This window comes from Klebsiella sp. 7-CIP_Kleb. (assembly GCF_050378655.1).
In the GTDB taxonomy this organism is placed as follows: domain Bacteria; phylum Pseudomonadota; class Gammaproteobacteria; order Enterobacterales; family Enterobacteriaceae; genus Klebsiella; species Klebsiella quasipneumoniae.
This window is the reverse complement of the sequence record NZ_JBNRLJ010000001.1, coordinates 490,018-505,806: the sequence shown is the minus strand read 5'-3', so window position 1 is coordinate 505,806 and position 15,789 is coordinate 490,018. Positions and strand designations below refer to the sequence as shown.

Below are 15,789 nucleotides of genomic sequence, written 5' to 3'. Positions count from 1 at the left end.
TCCGCGGGCGAAGTCGAGCGTTACTCGAAGCGCCAGGCGAGGTTCAGTCCGATACCGTAGTTGCGTCCGGGCGCGGGCTCGTAGTAGCGTCCGTTGGACTCGTTAACGATGACGGACCCGACGTACTCGCGGTCGAACAGGTTGTCGACCCGGCCGAACAGATCCATATCCATCCTGCCATAGCTCCACTTATAGCCGGTCGTCAGGCCGACCACCGTCCAGGACGGAGCTTTGGCGGTGTTTTCGTCATTCGCCATGATGTCGCTCATGTAGCGAATATCGCTTCCGGCGTACCAGCCCTGCTCAGGCTGATAGCCGAAGGAGGCGTAGCCCATATTGCGCGCGATCCCCGGAATACGGTTACCGTTGCAGCTGGCGTCGCCGCAGACGTTGGTGCGATAGGTCGCGTCCAGCCAGGTCCAGGCCGCCTTCAGGCGCCAGCTCTCGCCAAACTGCTGATCCAGTCCCAGCTCCATGCCCTGACGACGGGTCTTGCCGGCGTTTTTATAGCTGGTGCGCCCGCCGCTGCTGCTGTCGACCACGATCTCATTATCGGTATCAGTCTGGAACAGGGCGGCGGTGAGCAGCCCATTGCCGATCCGCGTCTTGCTGCCGATCTCCACCGTGTCGTTGGTGGAGGGCTTCAGGCCGAAATTAAGGCCGCTCTGGTTATCGGAGCGGTATGACAGTTCGTTGATGGTCGGCGTCTCGAAGCCGCGGCCGGCGGAGAGGTAGACGTTCCACGCGTCGGTCAGGGCATACTTCAGCGAGCCTGCGGGCAGCCATTTGTGATAGCTGGCATCGCCGCTGTCATCGCCATTGCCCGGCGTGATGTAGTAGTCATTCGAATCGAACCATACCGAGCTGTAGCGCACCCCGGCATCGAGCGAAAGTTTGTCGGTGAGCTGCCACTGGGTCTGCAGGTAAGGGTCGACGTTCCACATCAGGTTGCGTTCGTTACGACGCAGCGCGCCCTGTTCGCCATACTGCGGCGCGCCGTTGACCATCACAAAGTTTTCATAGCCTTTGCGGCGCTCGCTCATGTTCTCGTAGTCAAGACCGGCGGTCAGGGTGACCGGCACCAGCAGCTCCCCGCGATGGGTCAGCCGGGTATCGATCCCCTGGTAGTGGCGGGTGAGGTCAATCACCCCGCCGGCGTGGCTCGGCTTCAGCTGCGGCGCGCGCGGGATCGACTGGAACTGGGTGGTTTCGCGTTCCCCGGCGTACATCATGACGCTGAGATCGTCCTGGGCGCTCAGCTGGCGCTCATAGCGCAGACCGGCCTGGGTCTGCCGGGTATTTTTGCGGGTATTATACTGGTCGCCGCGCGGCGACTGGCGCGGGTTATCGCGCCATTCATCGGCGGTTAATCCGCCGGCGTCATTGGCTTTGATATCGACGCTATTCAGCAGCAGAGTCAGCTTACTGACGTCGTTGATACGCACCCCCAGCCGGGCGTTGGCCAGATTTTTGCGCGCGCCGCTGTGATCGCGATAGCCGTGGGTGGTGAAGCGGTTAGTCGACACCGTGTAATCCACATCGCCCGCGTGGCTGCCGTCGCCAACGGCGCCGGTGGCTTTCATTCCATAGTGCCAGGTGCCAAAGCTGCCATAGTAGCTGCTGGCTTCCACGGTGGGCGGCTGGGTGCCGGTCTGGCTGGTGACGTTGATCACCCCGCCGGACGAGTTACCGTAGAGGGCAGAGAAGGGGCCGCGCAGCACCTCAATGGTGTCGACGCTGCCGATATCGATATTGGACGTCTGCCCCTGGCCGTCGGGCATGGTCGCCGGAATGCCGTCCACATAGATGCGCAGCCCGCGCACGCCGTAGGTGGAGCGGGAACCAAAGCCGCGAATCGACAGCTGCAGATCCTGGGCATAGTTTTGCCGGTTCTGTACCTGCAGGCCCGGCACGGCGCCTAGCGATTCAGAGAGGTTGACGCGCGGCGCGGCCTGGCGCATCTCATCCCCATTGACCACGCTGACGGCGGCGGGGGTATCCAGTTCAGAAACGGTGGTTGGCGCAGCGGTCACCACCATGGTTTGTTCATCGGCGGCCTGGGCGGCGGCGATGAGCGGCAGCAGCAGGGCCGGCAAGGCCGCATGTCGCACGGATAGGATTTTCATCGATAGTACTCGGGAGACGAACCAAATGGAACATATGTATATATGTTACCTCGTTTGTAAAATATTTGAAAATTATTAACTGCCGTTGGTTAACGGATAGTGCTCAAGGCTGACGAATTTACCGAACAACAACAATTAGCGCTCCACTTTAATAAGAATAATGATTACTATTCTCATTCAAAACAAGGTAGAGCCATGACTTTGCCGCCGGAAGCGATGTCGGGTCAGCACATACAGGTTTATCAAAGGGAGTCGTCATGTCATTACGTCAGTTTGCCGCGCCGCGTCTGCGCCATTCACTGTTATTCACTTCTCTGCTGCTGGCAGGCAGCTTTAGCGCCCACGCCGCGGAAGAGATGCTGCGCAAGGCCGTCGGAAAAGGGGCCTACGAAATGGCCTACAGCCAGCAGGAGAACGCGCTATGGGTTGCCACTTCGCAGAGTCGTTCGCTGGACAAGGGCGGGATTGTGTATCGTCTTGACCCCACCACCCTCGACGTGACGCAGATTATTCACAACGATCTGAAGCCGTTCGGCGCCGCTATCAACCATGCCACCGGTACGCTGTGGTTTGGCAATACCGTTGACAGCACCATCACCGCCATTGACGCCAAAACCGGCGCCGTGAAGGGGCGACTGGTGCTGGACGAGCGTCAGCGCAGTGAAACCGTGCGCCCGCTGCAGCCGCGCGAGCTGGCGGTCAATGAGCAAACCAACACCGTCTACATTACCGGTCTGGGCAAAGAGAGCGTGATTTGGGTGGTGGACGGCGCTACCCTGAAGCTGAAAACGACCATTACCGGCACCGGGGCGATGGCCACCGGCCTGGCGATCGACCCGCAGGATAAGCGTCTCTATACCACCAACGCCGACGGCGAACTGCTGACCATCGACAGCGAGAACAACACCATTGTGTCGCGCAAAAAATTGCTGGATGACGGCAAGGCGCATTTCTACCTTAACCTGAGCCTCGATACCGCCGGCCACCGCGCCTTTATTACCGACAGCAAGCAGCCGGAAGTGCTGGTGGTCGATACCCGCGACGGTAAGGTGCTGGAGAAAATCGCCGCGCCGGAATCGCTGGCGGTGCTGTTCAACCCCACCCGCAACGAAGCCTATGTGACGCATCGTAAAGCGGGGGAGGTGAGCGTTATCGACGGCAAGAGTTATAAGGTGGTGAAGACCTTTAAAACGCCGACCCATCCCAACAGCCTGGCGCTCTCTGATGACGGCAAAACGCTGTACGTCAGCGTGAAACAAGCTTCCAGCCGTGAGAAAGAGGCCACCGCCCCGGACGATGTGATCCGCATCGCGCTGTAAGGTCCCCGGGCGCGACGACCACTGCCACCGGTGGTCGCGCCCGGCATCTCACCCTCTGTTACAAACGCGTATTGGCCTGATAAACCAGATGGTTATACACTTACCCCTTTCCCGCCTCGCGCGGGCAGTGGTAATCAGTGGAGATAAAATGAAAAAGCCATTCATGGTGATTTGCGCCGGCGCGATGCTGGCCTTGCTGGCAGGCTGTTCGTCCAACTACGTTATGACCACCAAAAGCGGTCAGACGATCGTGACTCACGGCAAGCCGCAGCTGGATAAAGAAACGGGGATGACCAGCTATATCGATGAGTCTGGTAATAAGCGGGAGATTAACAGCAGCGACGTGTCGCAGTTGGTTGAGGATAACTAAGTCCTGACCTCCCGGTTTGCCCGCGATGGACAAACCGGGAGTCCTGCCATTTACTGCTTGAGCGTCGGCGCTGTGCTGTGAATCGCATGCACGCGCTTACGCACGCCAAACCAGCCCGCCACCAACAGCACCGCCAGCAACGGGATGGAGCCGATGGTATAGGTGCCGTTCGGATAATCGAAGGCCATCAGCACCAGCACGCTAAACAGGAACAGCAGCGTCAGCCACGAGGTGAACGGCGCCCCCGGCATTCTGAAGCTCACCTGAGCCGCTTTCCCTTCCTTAATCGCTTTGCGCAGACGCATCTGACACACCACGATAAAGCCCCAGGAAGCAATGATCCCCAGCGAAGCGACGTTGAGGACGATCTCAAACACCTGCGACGGCACCAGATAGTTGAGGAACACCCCGACCACGTACACCGCCAGCGTCGCCAGGATCCCGGCGTAAGGGACGTGGTGACGGCTCATCTTCGACATGAACTTCGGCGCGGAGCCCCCCATCGACATGGAGCGCAGAATACGTCCGGTGCTGTAGAGGCCGGAGTTAAGGCTGGAGAGGGCGGCGGTTAATACCACGATGTTCATCACGCTGCCGATGTACGGCACGCCCAGTTTTGAGAAGAAGGTAACAAACGGGCTCTGTCCCGCCTGGTAGGCGTTCCACGGCAGCAGCAGCACCAGCAGCACCACCGACCCAACGTAGAACAGGCCGATACGCCAGATCACGCTGTTGATGGCCTTCGGCACCATCCTCTCCGGATCTTTACACTCACCGGCCGCGGTGCCCACCAGCTCAATGGAGGCGAAGGCGAAGACCACGCCCTGCACCAGCACCAGCGCCGGCAGGAGGCCGTGCGGGAAGAAGCCGCCGTTATCGGTGATCAGGTGGAAGCCTGTGGCATTACCGTCCAGCGGCTTACCGGAGCCGAGGAAAATGGTACCGACCACGAGAAACGCGACGATCGCCAGTACTTTGACCAGTGCGAACCAGAACTCCATCTCGGCGAACCACTTCACGCCGATCATGTTCATGGTGCCAACGATGGCTAGCGCGCCAAGGGCGAAGACCCACTGCGGCACATCGCCAAAGGCGCCCCAATAGTGCATATACAGCGCCACGGCGGTGATATCGACGATCCCGGTCATCGCCCAGTTAACGAAGTACATCCAGCCGGCCACGTAGGCGGCTTTTTCGCCGAGGAATTCCCTGGCATAAGAGACGAAGCTGCCGCTCGAGGGGCGGTGGAGAACCAGTTCGCCGAGCGCGCGAAGAATAAAGAAAGAGAAGATGCCGCAGACCAGATAGACCAGTGCGAGCGCTGGCCCTGCCATTTGTAAACGTGCCCCGGCGCCGAGGAACAAACCGGTACCGATGGCGCCGCCGATGGCAATCATCTGTACCTGACGGTTGCCCATCGCTTTGTGATAACCCGCTTCGTGTGAGTTGAGCCAGTGGCGTTTTGCAGCATGGTGCTCCGCTGCAGTGTCGTGTTTCGTATTCATTGATGTATCAGTTTCCTGTCAATGCCCATGTTTGCAGCCGGTGTGGAGGACGGCTGGCACATTATGCTGGCTTTCTCATCATTCTGACGTAGGAGATAAGCTCAGACATGGCGCTGAATCCTACACGTAACCTAATAGTTACGCACCTAAAACATTTACCGATAGCATTTGACAGATTTATCAATGAGATCAGCGTCGCAGAGTTTCCCGCAACAGAATGAAAGCGCTGGTATGTTGGCGTCGACTGGGGTAATAGCGAGGCTGTCCGGGGACGGCGTGGGGCCAGTTCGCCTGCTGGCGCATTCGTTGGCCACAGGCGATAGCCAGCTGTTCGCCGAGTCGCAGCCCAGCGTTTAACCGGTCATCGACGACCACCGTTTGGCCATTATCATCAGTGCTTTTGATGTTAATATCCGGATATTCCAGCATAAATGGCTTCAGCGTCAGTCACGGCGGGGATGCGCAGACGGGAGAAGCATGACGCCTGCCTGCCGAAGAGCAGAATGAACAGAGCGGTTAAGCCTTAGTGTTTAATTCATTCTGGCGGCGCAGGTATTGTAAGATGCAAGATCAGACCCATAGCGCCAGGCGACCCCACACAATGACCCCCTTACACTTTCATAAATATCACGGACTGGGTAATGATTACCTGGTATGCCATCGCGCCGTTGCCGACCAGCTGAGCAACGAGCATATTCGAATTCTGTGCCATCGCCACTATGGCGTTGGTTCCGATGGTCTGCTGATCGACAGCGGCGATCAAACCCATCCCACGCTGCGTATAATCAATCCGGACGGCTCCGAGGCGGAGAAAAGCGGTAATGGGCTACGGATCTATGCGCGCTATCTGTTTGATATCGGTCGCGTCGGCCATGAGCCTTTTTTAGTGCACACGGCGGGCGGAGATGTCTATTGCACCGTGGAGAGTGATTTTCATCAGATTAGCGTGGATATGGGGCGGGCGAATTTCAATCCGGCGGCGTTACCCGCCTTAGTGAATTTGCCCGAGGCGGTGAATTATCCGTTGACGCTGGCGGATGAAACCCTGTCCGTCGTGCTGGTCTCCATGGGCAATCCCCACTGCGTTGTCCTCGTGGATAAGCTCGACCTGGAACAGGTTCATCGTTTAGGACCGCAAATTGAACATCATGCCTTATTCCCCAAACGCTGCAATGTGCAGTTCGTGGAAATTGTCGATCGCCATACCCTGAAGATTGGTATCTGGGAGCGGGGCGCCGGGTTTACGATGGCCTCCGGGAGCAGCAGCTGCGCGGCGGCCAGCGCCATGCGCCGGTTAGGGAAGGTGGACGATCGGGTGGATGTCAACATGCCTGGTGGTCAGCTGCACATCACCTTCGACGCAGATTTTCAGGTCCGTATGCGTGGCCCGGTGCATAAAATCGCCAGCCTGACGCTGGATAAAGACTGCTTTGTTGGCGGCGGCGTCATCTTCAATGACGAGGCATGACAGAGGGGGCGGTAAGCCTGACATTAAGCCCCTTCAGGATCCGCCGACGGCCCGTTTGCCGAACAAACGATGGTGGCATGATCCCACCAGGCATTGTGCTTAACGTTGGTGGTAAGGACGCTAAACTGCGCCTGCTGTATCTCATTCAGTAAAGCCGGGAGGGGTTTAAGCGTACGCCAGGGCTGCCCCTCTTTCAGGAGATGATGCTTGACAGGATCGTAAGTGGCGAGGTCTTCAGCATAACGAGGAAGCCCGCACATCGAGCCGATCACCAGCCGGCCTGCGGGTTTCAGCAATCTTCTCGCCTCGGCGAAAAAACGGCGACGCTCATCTTCCAGCAGACAATGTAAACAGCTGCCATCAATGATTAAGGCAAACTGGGCATCCTCACATTGAGAAAGATGACAGACGTTGCCGACGAAAAATGTGGCGTCCAGACCCGCTTGCTGAAAACGGTCTTCTGCCCAGCGGATCGCCGTTTCGGACACATCAACACCCGATACGGCATAGCCTCTTTCCGCCAGATACTGGGCTGCCATGGCACCATTGCCACATCCCAGTTCAAGTACCGGCGCGCCGGGAGCGGGTAAATAGCCATGGGCATCCAGCCAATGAAATGTTTTTTCTTGTTGTATCTTTGCCCTGGCAAAACCATCACCCGCCCAGGCGCTGGCTCCGTTGGCTAACAGTTGTCTGTAGCGGGCTTCATAGGGGTTCATCCTGAAAACACCTTTTATCATTGATAAACATCACTACTATATACGCCATTTAACATTGAAATAAGTATTCGTTTGGCTACCAGGGAGAAACAGAGATGAACATCAACGTGGTCGGCACCAGCGGCTCAGGCAAATCCACTCTGGCCCGGCGCCTGGCGCACCGGCTGGGACTACCCTGGATCGAGCTCGATCGCCTGTACTGGCGGCCAAACTGGCAGGGCACGCCTGATGAGGCGTTTTTCGCCGCCATTGCCGCCGCGACGGCCACCCCGGGCTGGGTGCTGGACGGCAACTACAATCGCAGCCGCGGGGTCAAATGGCGCGAGGTGGATCTGGTGATCTGGCTGGATTATGGCCTCTGGCGCACGCTGCGCCAGGCGGTGTGGCGGGCCGCGAGCCGGGCGTGGCGACAACAGGAGCTATGGCCGGGCACCGGCAACCGCGAGAGTTTCCGCCGTTCGTTCTGCAGCCGGGAATCCATCATCCTCTGGACGCTGAAGACCTGGCGGCAGAATCGTCGACGCTATCTGGCCGATATGCAGGCTCCGCAATATCGGCATATTCGCTTCGTCCGGCTGCGCAGTCCGCGGCAGGCTGAGGCGCTGCTCCGCGAGCTGGAAGCGCAGCGGTCAGGCGGGCATATCTAATTTTCAGCAGTACACATGTGAATTAATTGTTTCTCAATAGTTAGCAGAGATTTTAATAATGCAGGCACGTACTTTCATATGAGCCTGCGAAATGTCTTATCGAATCAGTATCCTGGATAAAAGTCCGCTTGCCGCCGGGGAAACCGCCGCGCAGGCGCTGGCGCGCACATTAACGCTGGCGCAACACGCCGAAGCCTGGGGCTATCACCGCTTCTGGGTCGCCGAACACCACAATACCGATCAGCTGGCGAGCCCCTCTCCGGAGCTGGTTATCGCCTGGCTGCTGGGCCACACCCGGCGCATTCGTCTTGGGTCCGGCGGCGTCATGCTCCAGCACTACAGCCCCTATAAAGTCGCGGAAAACTTTAACCTGCTGGCCGCCCTCGCGCCGGGTCGCATCGATCTCGGGGTGGGCAAGGCGCCTGGCGGCCTGCCGCTCTCCACCCGCGCCCTGCAGCAGGGCCTGCATCAGGAGGAGAAAGGGACCTTTGCCGATCAGCTGGCGCAGCTGGATAACTGGCTGTCACTGACTGAGCCAGGGGGAGAGGAGAGCCTGCGCGCCACGCCGATCCCGCCGCGCCGGGCCGACGGATTTCTGCTCGGCGCCAGCCTGGAGAGTGCGGAACTGGCCGCCCGTCTTGACTGGAACTTTGTCTTTGCCGCCCATCTCAATGGCGACAGCGCGCTGCGCCGCACGGTGATCAACCGCTGGCGCGAGCTCAGCCCGCGTGAGGCGATCGTCGCCGTGCAGGTGGTGGTGGCTGACGATCCGGCCACCGCCGCTGCGCTGGCGCAGCAGGTCGAGGTGTGGGGCGTCGAGCTGGAGAACGGCCAGCGGGTGACCGTCGGCAGTGAGGCTCAGGCCGTCGCCTTTGCCCGCCAGGCTGGCAGCCGGCCGACACGCATCCACCGCCGCGAATCTTCACTGATCTCCGGTACTCCCGAACAGGTTAAAGCCCGGCTTGACGCGCTGCAGGCGGAAGATCGGCTGGATGAACTCATCATTGATACCCCCATTAGCGACGGGCCAGAGCGCCTGCACTCTCTGCGCCTGCTGGCGCAGGCTCACTACGGCAAGGAGGTGCTGAATGTCCTTTGAACAACAACTGATTAGCTGGCGGCGCGAGCTGCACCAGAACCCGGAGCTCTCCCTACAGGAAGTAGCCACCACCGCGCGGATCCGCGACTGGCTGCAGAGCGGCGGGCTGACTCTGCTGCCCTTCGATCTGAAAACCGGGCTGGTCGCCGAAGTCGGCAGCGGCGACAAGGTGATTGCCCTGCGGGCGGACATCGACGCGTTGCCCATCGAGGAGGCGACCGGTCTGCCTTACCGCTCGCAAAATGAAGGGGTGATGCATGCCTGCGGCCATGATATTCACACCAGCGTGATGCTGGGGGCGGCGCTGCTGCTGAAGGAGCGGGAAGCGGAACTCCCGGGGCGGGTACGGATCCTGTTTCAGCCGGCGGAGGAAAATTTTGGCGGCGCGAAAACCCTGATCCGCGCCGGGGCGCTGGAGGACGTGTCGGCGATCTTTGGTATGCACAATGAGCCCGGCCTGCCGGTGGGCGAATTTGCCACCCGCGGCGGCGCGTTCTACGCCAACGTCGATCGCTTCGTTTTCAAAGTGACCGGGAAGGGGGCGCATGCCGCCCGCCCACATGAAGGAAAGGATGCGATCCTGCTGGCCAGCCAGCTGGTGACGGTGCTGCAGAGCGTGGCCAGCCGGGAAGTGAACACCCTCGACTCAGTGGTGCTCAGCGTGACGCGGATCCAGGGAGGCAATACCTGGAACGTGCTGCCGGAGAGCGTCGAACTTGAGGGGACGCTGCGCACCCACAGCAGTGAAGTGCAGCAGCGGGTCAAGGCCCGGGTCAGCGAGATCGCGGCCGGTTTCGCCAGCGCCTTTGGCGCACAGATTGACGTCTTCTGGTATGCCGGCCCGACGGCGCTGGTCAATGACGCCCGCTGGGCCGACTTCGCCAGCGACGTGGCGGCCCAGGCCGGGTACCGCACCCATCACGCCGATCTGCATCTCGGTGGCGAAGATTTTGCGGTCTATCTTCAGCATATTCCCGGGGCGTTCGTCAGCATCGGCAGCGCAAGCGAATATGGTCTGCACCATCCGGCATTTAATCCGGACGAACGGCTGATTGCACCCGCGGCACATTATTTCGCCCGGCTCGCGGAAGAAGCGTTACAACACATTTAACGGATGGCAGGGGAAGGGGTAGCTATGTCTGAAAATCGACAATTGCGTCTGGGAACCATATTACATGGTGCATCGGGAAATATGTCCGCATGGCGTCATCCGGCGGCCCAGGCCGACGCCAGTATTAATTTTGATTTTGTTACAGAGACGGCGTTAAAAGCGGAAGCGGGTAAGCTGGATTTTATTTTTGTCGCCGACGGTTTATATATTAATGAAAAATCGATTCCCCATTTTTTAAATCGCTTCGAGCCCTTAACGGTGCTTTCCGCGCTGGCCGCGGTTACCCGGCGGCTGGGGCTGGTGGGGACTTTATCCACTTCGTACAGCGAGCCGTTTACCACCGCCCGACAGTTCGCCAGCCTTGACCATTTAAGCCAGGGGCGGGCAGGCTGGAACGTGGTCACTTCGCCGCTGGAAGGGTCGGCGAAAAACTTCTCCCGGGCCCAGCATCCGGATCATGCGCTGCGCTATCGCATTGCCGATGAATATCTGCAGGTGGTGAAAGGCTTATGGGATTCATGGGAAGAGGACGCCTTTGTGCGCAATAAGGAGACTGGCCAGTTCTTTGATAAAAATAAACTGCATACGCTCGATCACCATGGCGATTTCTTTAAAGTGGCCGGGCCGCTAAATATTGCCCGCACGCCACAGGGACGGCCGATTATTTTCCAGGCTGGCGCGTCGGACGACGGCAAGAAATTAGCCGCACGCCACGCCGATGCCATTTTTACCCATCAGGAATCGCTGGCCGAGGCGCAGGCATTTTATCAGGATGTCAAAAGCCAGCTGGCGGCATGGCAGCGCACCCCGGACCAACTGCATATCTTCCAGGGCGTCAGCGTCATCGTCGGGGATGACGCCGAGGATGCGGAACGTCAGTACCAGACTACCGCGGCGCTGGTTTCCATCGAGGATGCGCTGAACTATCTTGGGCGCTATTTCGAACACCATGATTTTTCGCAGTACCCGCTTGATGAACCGTTCCCGGATATTGGCGACCTGGGACAAAACAGCTTCCGCAGCACCACCGACGAGATTAAACGTCACGCCCGCGAGCGGGGATTAACCCTGCGCCAGGTGGCCCTGGAGGCCGCGAGCCCACGTCCGCGCTTTACCGGCACCGCCAGCGATGTCGCCGATGGCCTGCAGCTGTGGTTCGAACAGCGCGCGGCGGACGGTTTCATCATTCAGGGCGGCACGCCGGAAACCTTCCCGCGCTTTGTTGACGAGGTGGTGCCTCTGTTACAGGCGCGCGGTCTGTTCCGTCGCGACTATCCGGGCACCACCCTGCGGGAAAGTCTGGGCCTGGCGCTACCCGCTAATCAATTCCAAAAATAAGAAAAGAGAATCACGCTATGCAGAAAACAACACTCTTGCTGGCCGTCGCGTTGGCATTTAGCGCCTCGTCGTGGGCACAGGACGTCAAGATCAATGGCACCGGGGTAAGCCTGGAGGCCAACAAAACGCCGATTCACACAGCGAAAAACCCGAAGGCCATTGCCCTGTTGCCGAAAGATCTGCATCTGGCGGTGCCGGGGAAATTCACCGTCGCGGTGGCGGCCCTGAACTCACCGCCGCTGACGGTCTTCGCCGATGACAACAAAACCCTGCTCGGCAGCGAGGCGGATATCGCCCGGCTGGTGGCGGAGAGTCTCGGGCTGGAGGTGAACGTAGTTCCCACCTCCTGGGAAGACTGGCCGCTGGGAGTCACCTCCGGCAAATATGATGCCGCGATCAGCAATATTACCGTCACCAAAGAGCGAAAAGAAAAGTTCGATTTCGCCACCTACCGCAAAGATTCGCTGGGCTTCTACGTCAAAAGCACCAGTCCGCTGAACAAAATTGACAAGGCGGAGGACATCGCCGGGCTGAAGATTATCGTCGGCTCCGGTACTAACCAGGAGGCGATCCTGCTGGCGTGGAACGCGGAGAACGTCAAGAAGGGGCTGAAGCCGTTTACCCCGGTTTACACCAAGGATGATGCCGCCCAGACGCTGGCGCTGCAGACCGGGCGAGCCGACGCCTTTTTCGGCCCTAACGTAATTGGCGCATGGAAGGCGGCGCTGACCGGCAAAACCAAACTGGTGGGCAGCGTCGATGGCGGCTGGCCGAAAGCGGCGCATATCGCGGTAACGCTGAAAAAAGACAGCGGGCTGGTGAATGCCGTCCAGGCGGCGCTGAACGGCGCTATCGCCAGCGGGGACTACGCCAAAGTGCTTAACCGCTGGGGCGAAGGGGTGGAAAGCATACCGCAATCGGAAATCAACCCGCCCGGGCTGGGCGACTGACAGGAGGCGCGATGAGCGAAGCATTCCGCGATATTTCTCCGGACGCACCGGAGCTGAAGCCGATTATTAGCGGGCTGTTTGCTGAATACGCCGCCCGCTACGGCGACTATTTTTCCCGCGATGCGGAAGTGGAGTTGAGCGAGTGGTATTTGCCGCCGCAGGGGCTGTTTATCGTCCTTGAGCGTGAGGGCGAAATTATCGCCACCGGCGCTTATAAACCTAAGGATCGCCACACCGCAGAGATCAAACGTATCTGGACGCACCGCCGTCTGCGCCAGCAGGGGCTGGCGGCGAAAGTGGTTCAGGAGCTGGAGCGGCGGGCGGTGCTGGCCGGGTACAGCCATATCTACTTGACCACCGGCTTCCGCCAGCCGGAGGCGGTAAAGCTCTATCTCAGCCAGGGGTATGAGGCGCAGTTTGACCTCGCGCGAGACCCGGAAGAGTACAGTCAGCCGCCTTACGATGGCCGGCTGCGGTTCACTAAAGCGCTGGCGGTGAGCGCCTTTAGCCACAGCGCCTGAGGAGGCATTATGCATACATCTGAAACGATAAAAGTGGTGCCGGCGCGCTATCCGCTGCGGGTGGTGGGAGCCCTGGTGGCCCTGCTGGTGCTGGCGGTAGTGATCCAGTCGGTGGCCTTCAACCCGCGCTGGGAGTGGGGCGTCTTCGCCCGCTGGTTCTTTGACCCGGTGATCCTCGAAGGGCTGGGACAAACCCTGCTTCTGACCCTGCTCGGCACGGTGCTGAGCGTGATCTTCGGCGGCCTGCTGGCGCTGGCCCGCTTGTCCTCATCCTGGCTGCTCAGCAGCCTCGCCTGGAGCTATATCTGGCTGTTTCGCTCGCTGCCGCTGATTGTAGTGCTGATCATTCTCTACAACTTCTCCTATCTTTACGACACCCTGTCGCTGGGGATCCCGTTTACCGGCGTCACCTGGGCCAGCTACCAGACGATAAACGTGCTGGGGCAATTCTCCACGGCGGTGGTGGGCCTGACCCTGGTGCAGAGCGCCTATACCGCGGAGATTATTCGCGGCGGCTTCCTCGGCGTTGACCATGGGCAGTATGAGGCCGCTGCCGCGCTGGGGCTGCCCGCCTGGCGACGCACGCTGCGCATTATTTTGCCGCAGGCGCTGCGCACCATTCTGCCATCCGGCTTCAACGAGATCATCAGTCTGGCGAAAGGAACGGCGATGGTGTATGTCCTGGCGATGCCGGAGCTGTTCTACACCATCCAGATGATCTACAACCGTACCCAGGAGGTGATCCCGCTGTTGATGGTCGGCGCCGCCTGGTATCTGGCGATCACCAGCGTTCTCTCCGCCATACAGTACCTGGTAGAACGTGGACTGGCGCGCAGCGAGCGCCGCTCGGCGGTGAACAGCGCCCGCAGCAGCCGTCTGAATCAACCCGCACGTCAACCACAGCCCCAGGAGGCCGTCCATGCCCAGCTCTCGTAATGGCCATATCTCTATCACCGGCGTCAGCAAATACTATGGCCGCCACAAAGCGCTGGACGATGTGTCCTTGGAGATACTTCCGGGCACGGTGACGGTGATCCTCGGCCCTTCCGGTTCGGGCAAGTCCACGCTGCTGCGCACCATTAATCACCTCGAGCGCGTTGATGAGGGGTTTATTCAGATTGATGGCGACTATATCGGCTATCGCCGCAAAGGCGACAAGCTGTATGAGATGAAAGAGAAGGAGATCCTCCGCCAGCGGATCAACGTCGGCTACGTGTTTCAGAACTTTAACCTGTTTCCGCACCTGACGGTGCTGGAGAACCTGATAGAGGCGCCGATCGCCCACAAGCAGGTCACGCGCAAAGAGGCCATTGCCCGTGCCTGGGAGCTGCTGGACGTGGTCGGACTGCGCAATAAAGCAGATGCCTGGTCGCGGCATCTCTCCGGCGGCCAGCAGCAGCGTATCGCTATTGCCCGGGCGCTGGCGCTGGACCCGCGGGTGATCCTGTTTGATGAGCCCACCTCGGCGCTGGATCCGGAGCTGGTGGGCGAGGTGCTGGATGTCATCAAGAAGCTGGCGCGCTCCGGCACCACTCTGGTGGTGGTCACCCACGAGGTTGGCTTTGCCCGCGAGGTGGCCGATCAGGTGGTGTTTATGGTCGACGGCAGGATCGTCGAGCAGGGCAGCAGCGACGAGGTGCTCAACCATCCTCAGCATCCGCGTACCCGGCAGTTTTTATCCAGGGTGCTGCCGTCATGAACAGAGCGATAGCGACCCTGGTATTCAGCGCCCTGGCGCTGGACGCTCACGCGGCGCTGGATCTGCGCGCCAATGAGCAGCCATTGCCGGTCACCCGCGACCCGCAGGCGATAGCGAAAATTCCACCGGGCTATCGCTTCGTGGAACCGGGGACGCTGACGGTGGCGATCTCGGCGCTCAATTCGCCGCCGCTGGCGCTGCTGGCCAGCGACAACCGCACGCGGATCGGCAGCGACCCGGATATGGCCCGCCTGCTGGCCGGAAGCCTTGGCCTGAAACTCAGGCTGGTGCCCACCGCGTGGGAGGACTGGCCGCTGGGCATCGCCGCCGGCCGCTACGATGTGGCGCTGATTAATATCGCGGTAACCGAGAAGCGCAAAGAGAAGTTCGATTTCGCCACCTACCGGGTGGACTCCCTGGCCTTCTCGGTGAAATCCACCAGCGACATCGCCGCGGTAAACGGACCCGCAGACCTCGCCGGGCGCAAAGTGATCGTCGGGTCCGGCACCAACCAGGAGCGGATCCTGCTGGGCTGGAATGAGGACAACCGGGCCGCCGGGCGGCCGCCGGCCCAGCCGGTCTACCTGACCGATGATGCCTCCGGCAACCTCTATATCCAGTCCGGGCGGGCGGATATCTTTTTCGGCCCGCAGTCGGTGGCCGCCTATAAAGCGGCCCTTAATGGCCAGACCCGGGTGGTAGGCCTGGGGCCGAAAAAAGCGTGGGTGGCGACGACCACCAAAAAAGGCAACGGCCTGGTCTTTGCCCTGCAGGCAGCCCTCGACGGGGCGATCGCCCGCGGTGAATATCAGCAGGTGCTGGCGCGCTGGGGAGAGCAGGGCGAGGCGGTGGCGCAGTCGGTGGTCAACCCGCCGGGGATCACCTACTAACCACCCGGGCCATGGTATGCCGGTTGG

13 protein-coding genes and 2 pseudogenes are annotated in these 15,789 nt (G+C 60.1%); 11 read left to right on the top strand and 4 right to left on the bottom strand.

The window, feature by feature from the left end:
* Positions 1 to 20 precede the first annotated feature (20 nt).
* A complete protein-coding gene (gene pqqU / locus ACQUTI_RS02450) occupies positions 21 to 2,126 on the bottom strand; it encodes a TonB-dependent receptor PqqU (RefSeq protein ID WP_017900492.1) in 2,106 nt (701 codons plus the stop codon).
* A 257-nt stretch (positions 2,127 to 2,383) separates the two neighbouring features.
* Between pqqU and ACQUTI_RS02445 the strand changes: the two genes are divergently transcribed.
* Positions 2,384 to 3,445 carry a YncE family protein gene (locus tag ACQUTI_RS02445; protein ID WP_048294943.1) on the top strand — a complete coding sequence of 354 codons (1,062 nt, stop codon included), beginning with the start codon at positions 2,384 to 2,386 and terminating at the stop codon, positions 3,443 to 3,445.
* A 148-nt stretch (positions 3,446 to 3,593) separates the two neighbouring features.
* Positions 3,594 to 3,815 (top strand): YgdI/YgdR family lipoprotein, encoded by a 222-nt coding sequence (locus ACQUTI_RS02440; protein ID WP_002906779.1) that lies wholly within the window; start codon positions 3,594 to 3,596, stop codon positions 3,813 to 3,815.
* A 50-nt stretch (positions 3,816 to 3,865) separates the two neighbouring features.
* On the opposite strand, the gene ansP is transcribed toward ACQUTI_RS02440, so the two are convergent.
* The gene (gene ansP, locus ACQUTI_RS02435) at positions 3,866 to 5,320 is read right to left on the bottom strand and encodes an L-asparagine permease (RefSeq protein ID WP_004202744.1); all 1,455 of its coding nucleotides are present in this window, start codon (positions 5,318 to 5,320) and stop codon (positions 3,866 to 3,868) included.
* A 321-nt stretch (positions 5,321 to 5,641) separates the two neighbouring features.
* Positions 5,642 to 5,761, bottom strand: a pseudogene (locus ACQUTI_RS02430) (LysR family transcriptional regulator); the annotation flags it as partial.
* Between the two features lie 160 nt (positions 5,762 to 5,921).
* On the opposite strand from ACQUTI_RS02430, the gene dapF reads away from it, so the two are divergent.
* Entirely contained in the window at positions 5,922 to 6,788 is an 867-nt protein-coding gene (gene dapF / locus ACQUTI_RS02425; RefSeq protein WP_186601900.1) for a diaminopimelate epimerase, read from the top strand.
* A gap of 23 nt (positions 6,789 to 6,811) precedes the next feature.
* On the opposite strand, the gene ACQUTI_RS02420 is transcribed toward dapF, so the two are convergent.
* Positions 6,812 to 7,507, bottom strand: a complete 696-nt coding sequence (locus ACQUTI_RS02420) for a class I SAM-dependent methyltransferase (protein WP_049116190.1) — start codon at positions 7,505 to 7,507, stop codon at positions 6,812 to 6,814.
* 95 nt (positions 7,508 to 7,602) lie between these two features.
* Between ACQUTI_RS02420 and ACQUTI_RS02415 the strand changes: the two genes are divergently transcribed.
* The 8 genes and pseudogenes from ACQUTI_RS02415 (at position 7,603) to ACQUTI_RS02380 (ending at position 15,762) form a co-directional block, all read left to right on the top strand.
* A complete protein-coding gene (locus tag ACQUTI_RS02415) occupies positions 7,603 to 8,154 on the top strand; it encodes a shikimate kinase (protein ID WP_254465460.1) in 552 nt (183 codons plus the stop codon).
* Between the two features lie 91 nt (positions 8,155 to 8,245).
* Positions 8,246 to 9,253: an MsnO8 family LLM class oxidoreductase gene (locus tag ACQUTI_RS02410; protein ID WP_428923193.1), complete on the top strand. Its 1,008-nt coding sequence runs from the start codon at positions 8,246 to 8,248 to the stop codon at positions 9,251 to 9,253.
* Positions 9,243 to 10,364 carry a M20 peptidase aminoacylase family protein gene (locus tag ACQUTI_RS02405; RefSeq protein ID WP_049116192.1) on the top strand — a complete coding sequence of 374 codons (1,122 nt, stop codon included), beginning with the start codon at positions 9,243 to 9,245 and terminating at the stop codon, positions 10,362 to 10,364. The genes ACQUTI_RS02410 and ACQUTI_RS02405 overlap by 11 nt, the downstream gene beginning before the upstream one ends.
* Before the next feature lie 24 nt (positions 10,365 to 10,388).
* Positions 10,389 to 12,652: pseudogene (locus tag ACQUTI_RS02400) on the top strand (NtaA/DmoA family FMN-dependent monooxygenase).
* Positions 12,653 to 12,663: 11 nt separating this feature from the next.
* Complete coding sequence (locus ACQUTI_RS02395; protein ID WP_236947520.1) at positions 12,664 to 13,173, top strand: GNAT family N-acetyltransferase; 510 nt, start codon at positions 12,664 to 12,666, stop codon at positions 13,171 to 13,173.
* A 9-nt stretch (positions 13,174 to 13,182) separates the two neighbouring features.
* Positions 13,183 to 14,109, top strand: a complete 927-nt coding sequence (locus ACQUTI_RS02390) for an amino acid ABC transporter permease (RefSeq protein ID WP_004202730.1) — start codon at positions 13,183 to 13,185, stop codon at positions 14,107 to 14,109.
* The gene (locus ACQUTI_RS02385) at positions 14,093 to 14,872 is read left to right on the top strand and encodes an amino acid ABC transporter ATP-binding protein (protein ID WP_117131299.1); all 780 of its coding nucleotides are present in this window, start codon (positions 14,093 to 14,095) and stop codon (positions 14,870 to 14,872) included. The genes ACQUTI_RS02390 and ACQUTI_RS02385 overlap by 17 nt, the downstream gene beginning before the upstream one ends.
* A 38-nt stretch (positions 14,873 to 14,910) precedes the next feature.
* On the top strand, positions 14,911 to 15,762 hold the full coding sequence (locus ACQUTI_RS02380; protein WP_072140557.1) for a transporter substrate-binding domain-containing protein: 852 nt from the start codon (positions 14,911 to 14,913) through the stop codon (positions 15,760 to 15,762).
* The last annotated feature ends 27 nt before the right edge of the window (positions 15,763 to 15,789 follow it).

Bases quoted from the DNA above. Each gene is read 5' to 3' on its own strand.
- pqqU (WP_017900492.1), bottom strand. From the start codon at position 2,126: ATGAAAATCCTATCCGTGCGACATGCGGCCTTGCCGGCCCTGCTGCTG.
- ACQUTI_RS02445 (WP_048294943.1), top strand. From the start codon at position 2,384: ATGTCATTACGTCAGTTTGCCGCGCCGCGTCTGCGCCATTCACTGTTA.
- ACQUTI_RS02440 (WP_002906779.1), top strand. From the start codon at position 3,594: ATGAAAAAGCCATTCATGGTGATTTGCGCCGGCGCGATGCTGGCCTTG.
- ansP (WP_004202744.1), bottom strand. From the start codon at position 5,320: ATGAATACGAAACACGACACTGCAGCGGAGCACCATGCTGCAAAACGC.
- dapF (WP_186601900.1), top strand. From the start codon at position 5,922: ATGACCCCCTTACACTTTCATAAATATCACGGACTGGGTAATGATTAC.
- ACQUTI_RS02420 (WP_049116190.1), bottom strand. From the start codon at position 7,507: ATGAACCCCTATGAAGCCCGCTACAGACAACTGTTAGCCAACGGAGCC.
- ACQUTI_RS02415 (WP_254465460.1), top strand. From the start codon at position 7,603: ATGAACATCAACGTGGTCGGCACCAGCGGCTCAGGCAAATCCACTCTG.
- ACQUTI_RS02410 (WP_428923193.1), top strand. From the start codon at position 8,246: ATGTCTTATCGAATCAGTATCCTGGATAAAAGTCCGCTTGCCGCCGGG.
- ACQUTI_RS02405 (WP_049116192.1), top strand. From the start codon at position 9,243: ATGTCCTTTGAACAACAACTGATTAGCTGGCGGCGCGAGCTGCACCAG.
- ACQUTI_RS02395 (WP_236947520.1), top strand. From the start codon at position 12,664: ATGAGCGAAGCATTCCGCGATATTTCTCCGGACGCACCGGAGCTGAAG.
- ACQUTI_RS02390 (WP_004202730.1), top strand. From the start codon at position 13,183: ATGCATACATCTGAAACGATAAAAGTGGTGCCGGCGCGCTATCCGCTG.
- ACQUTI_RS02385 (WP_117131299.1), top strand. From the start codon at position 14,093: ATGCCCAGCTCTCGTAATGGCCATATCTCTATCACCGGCGTCAGCAAA.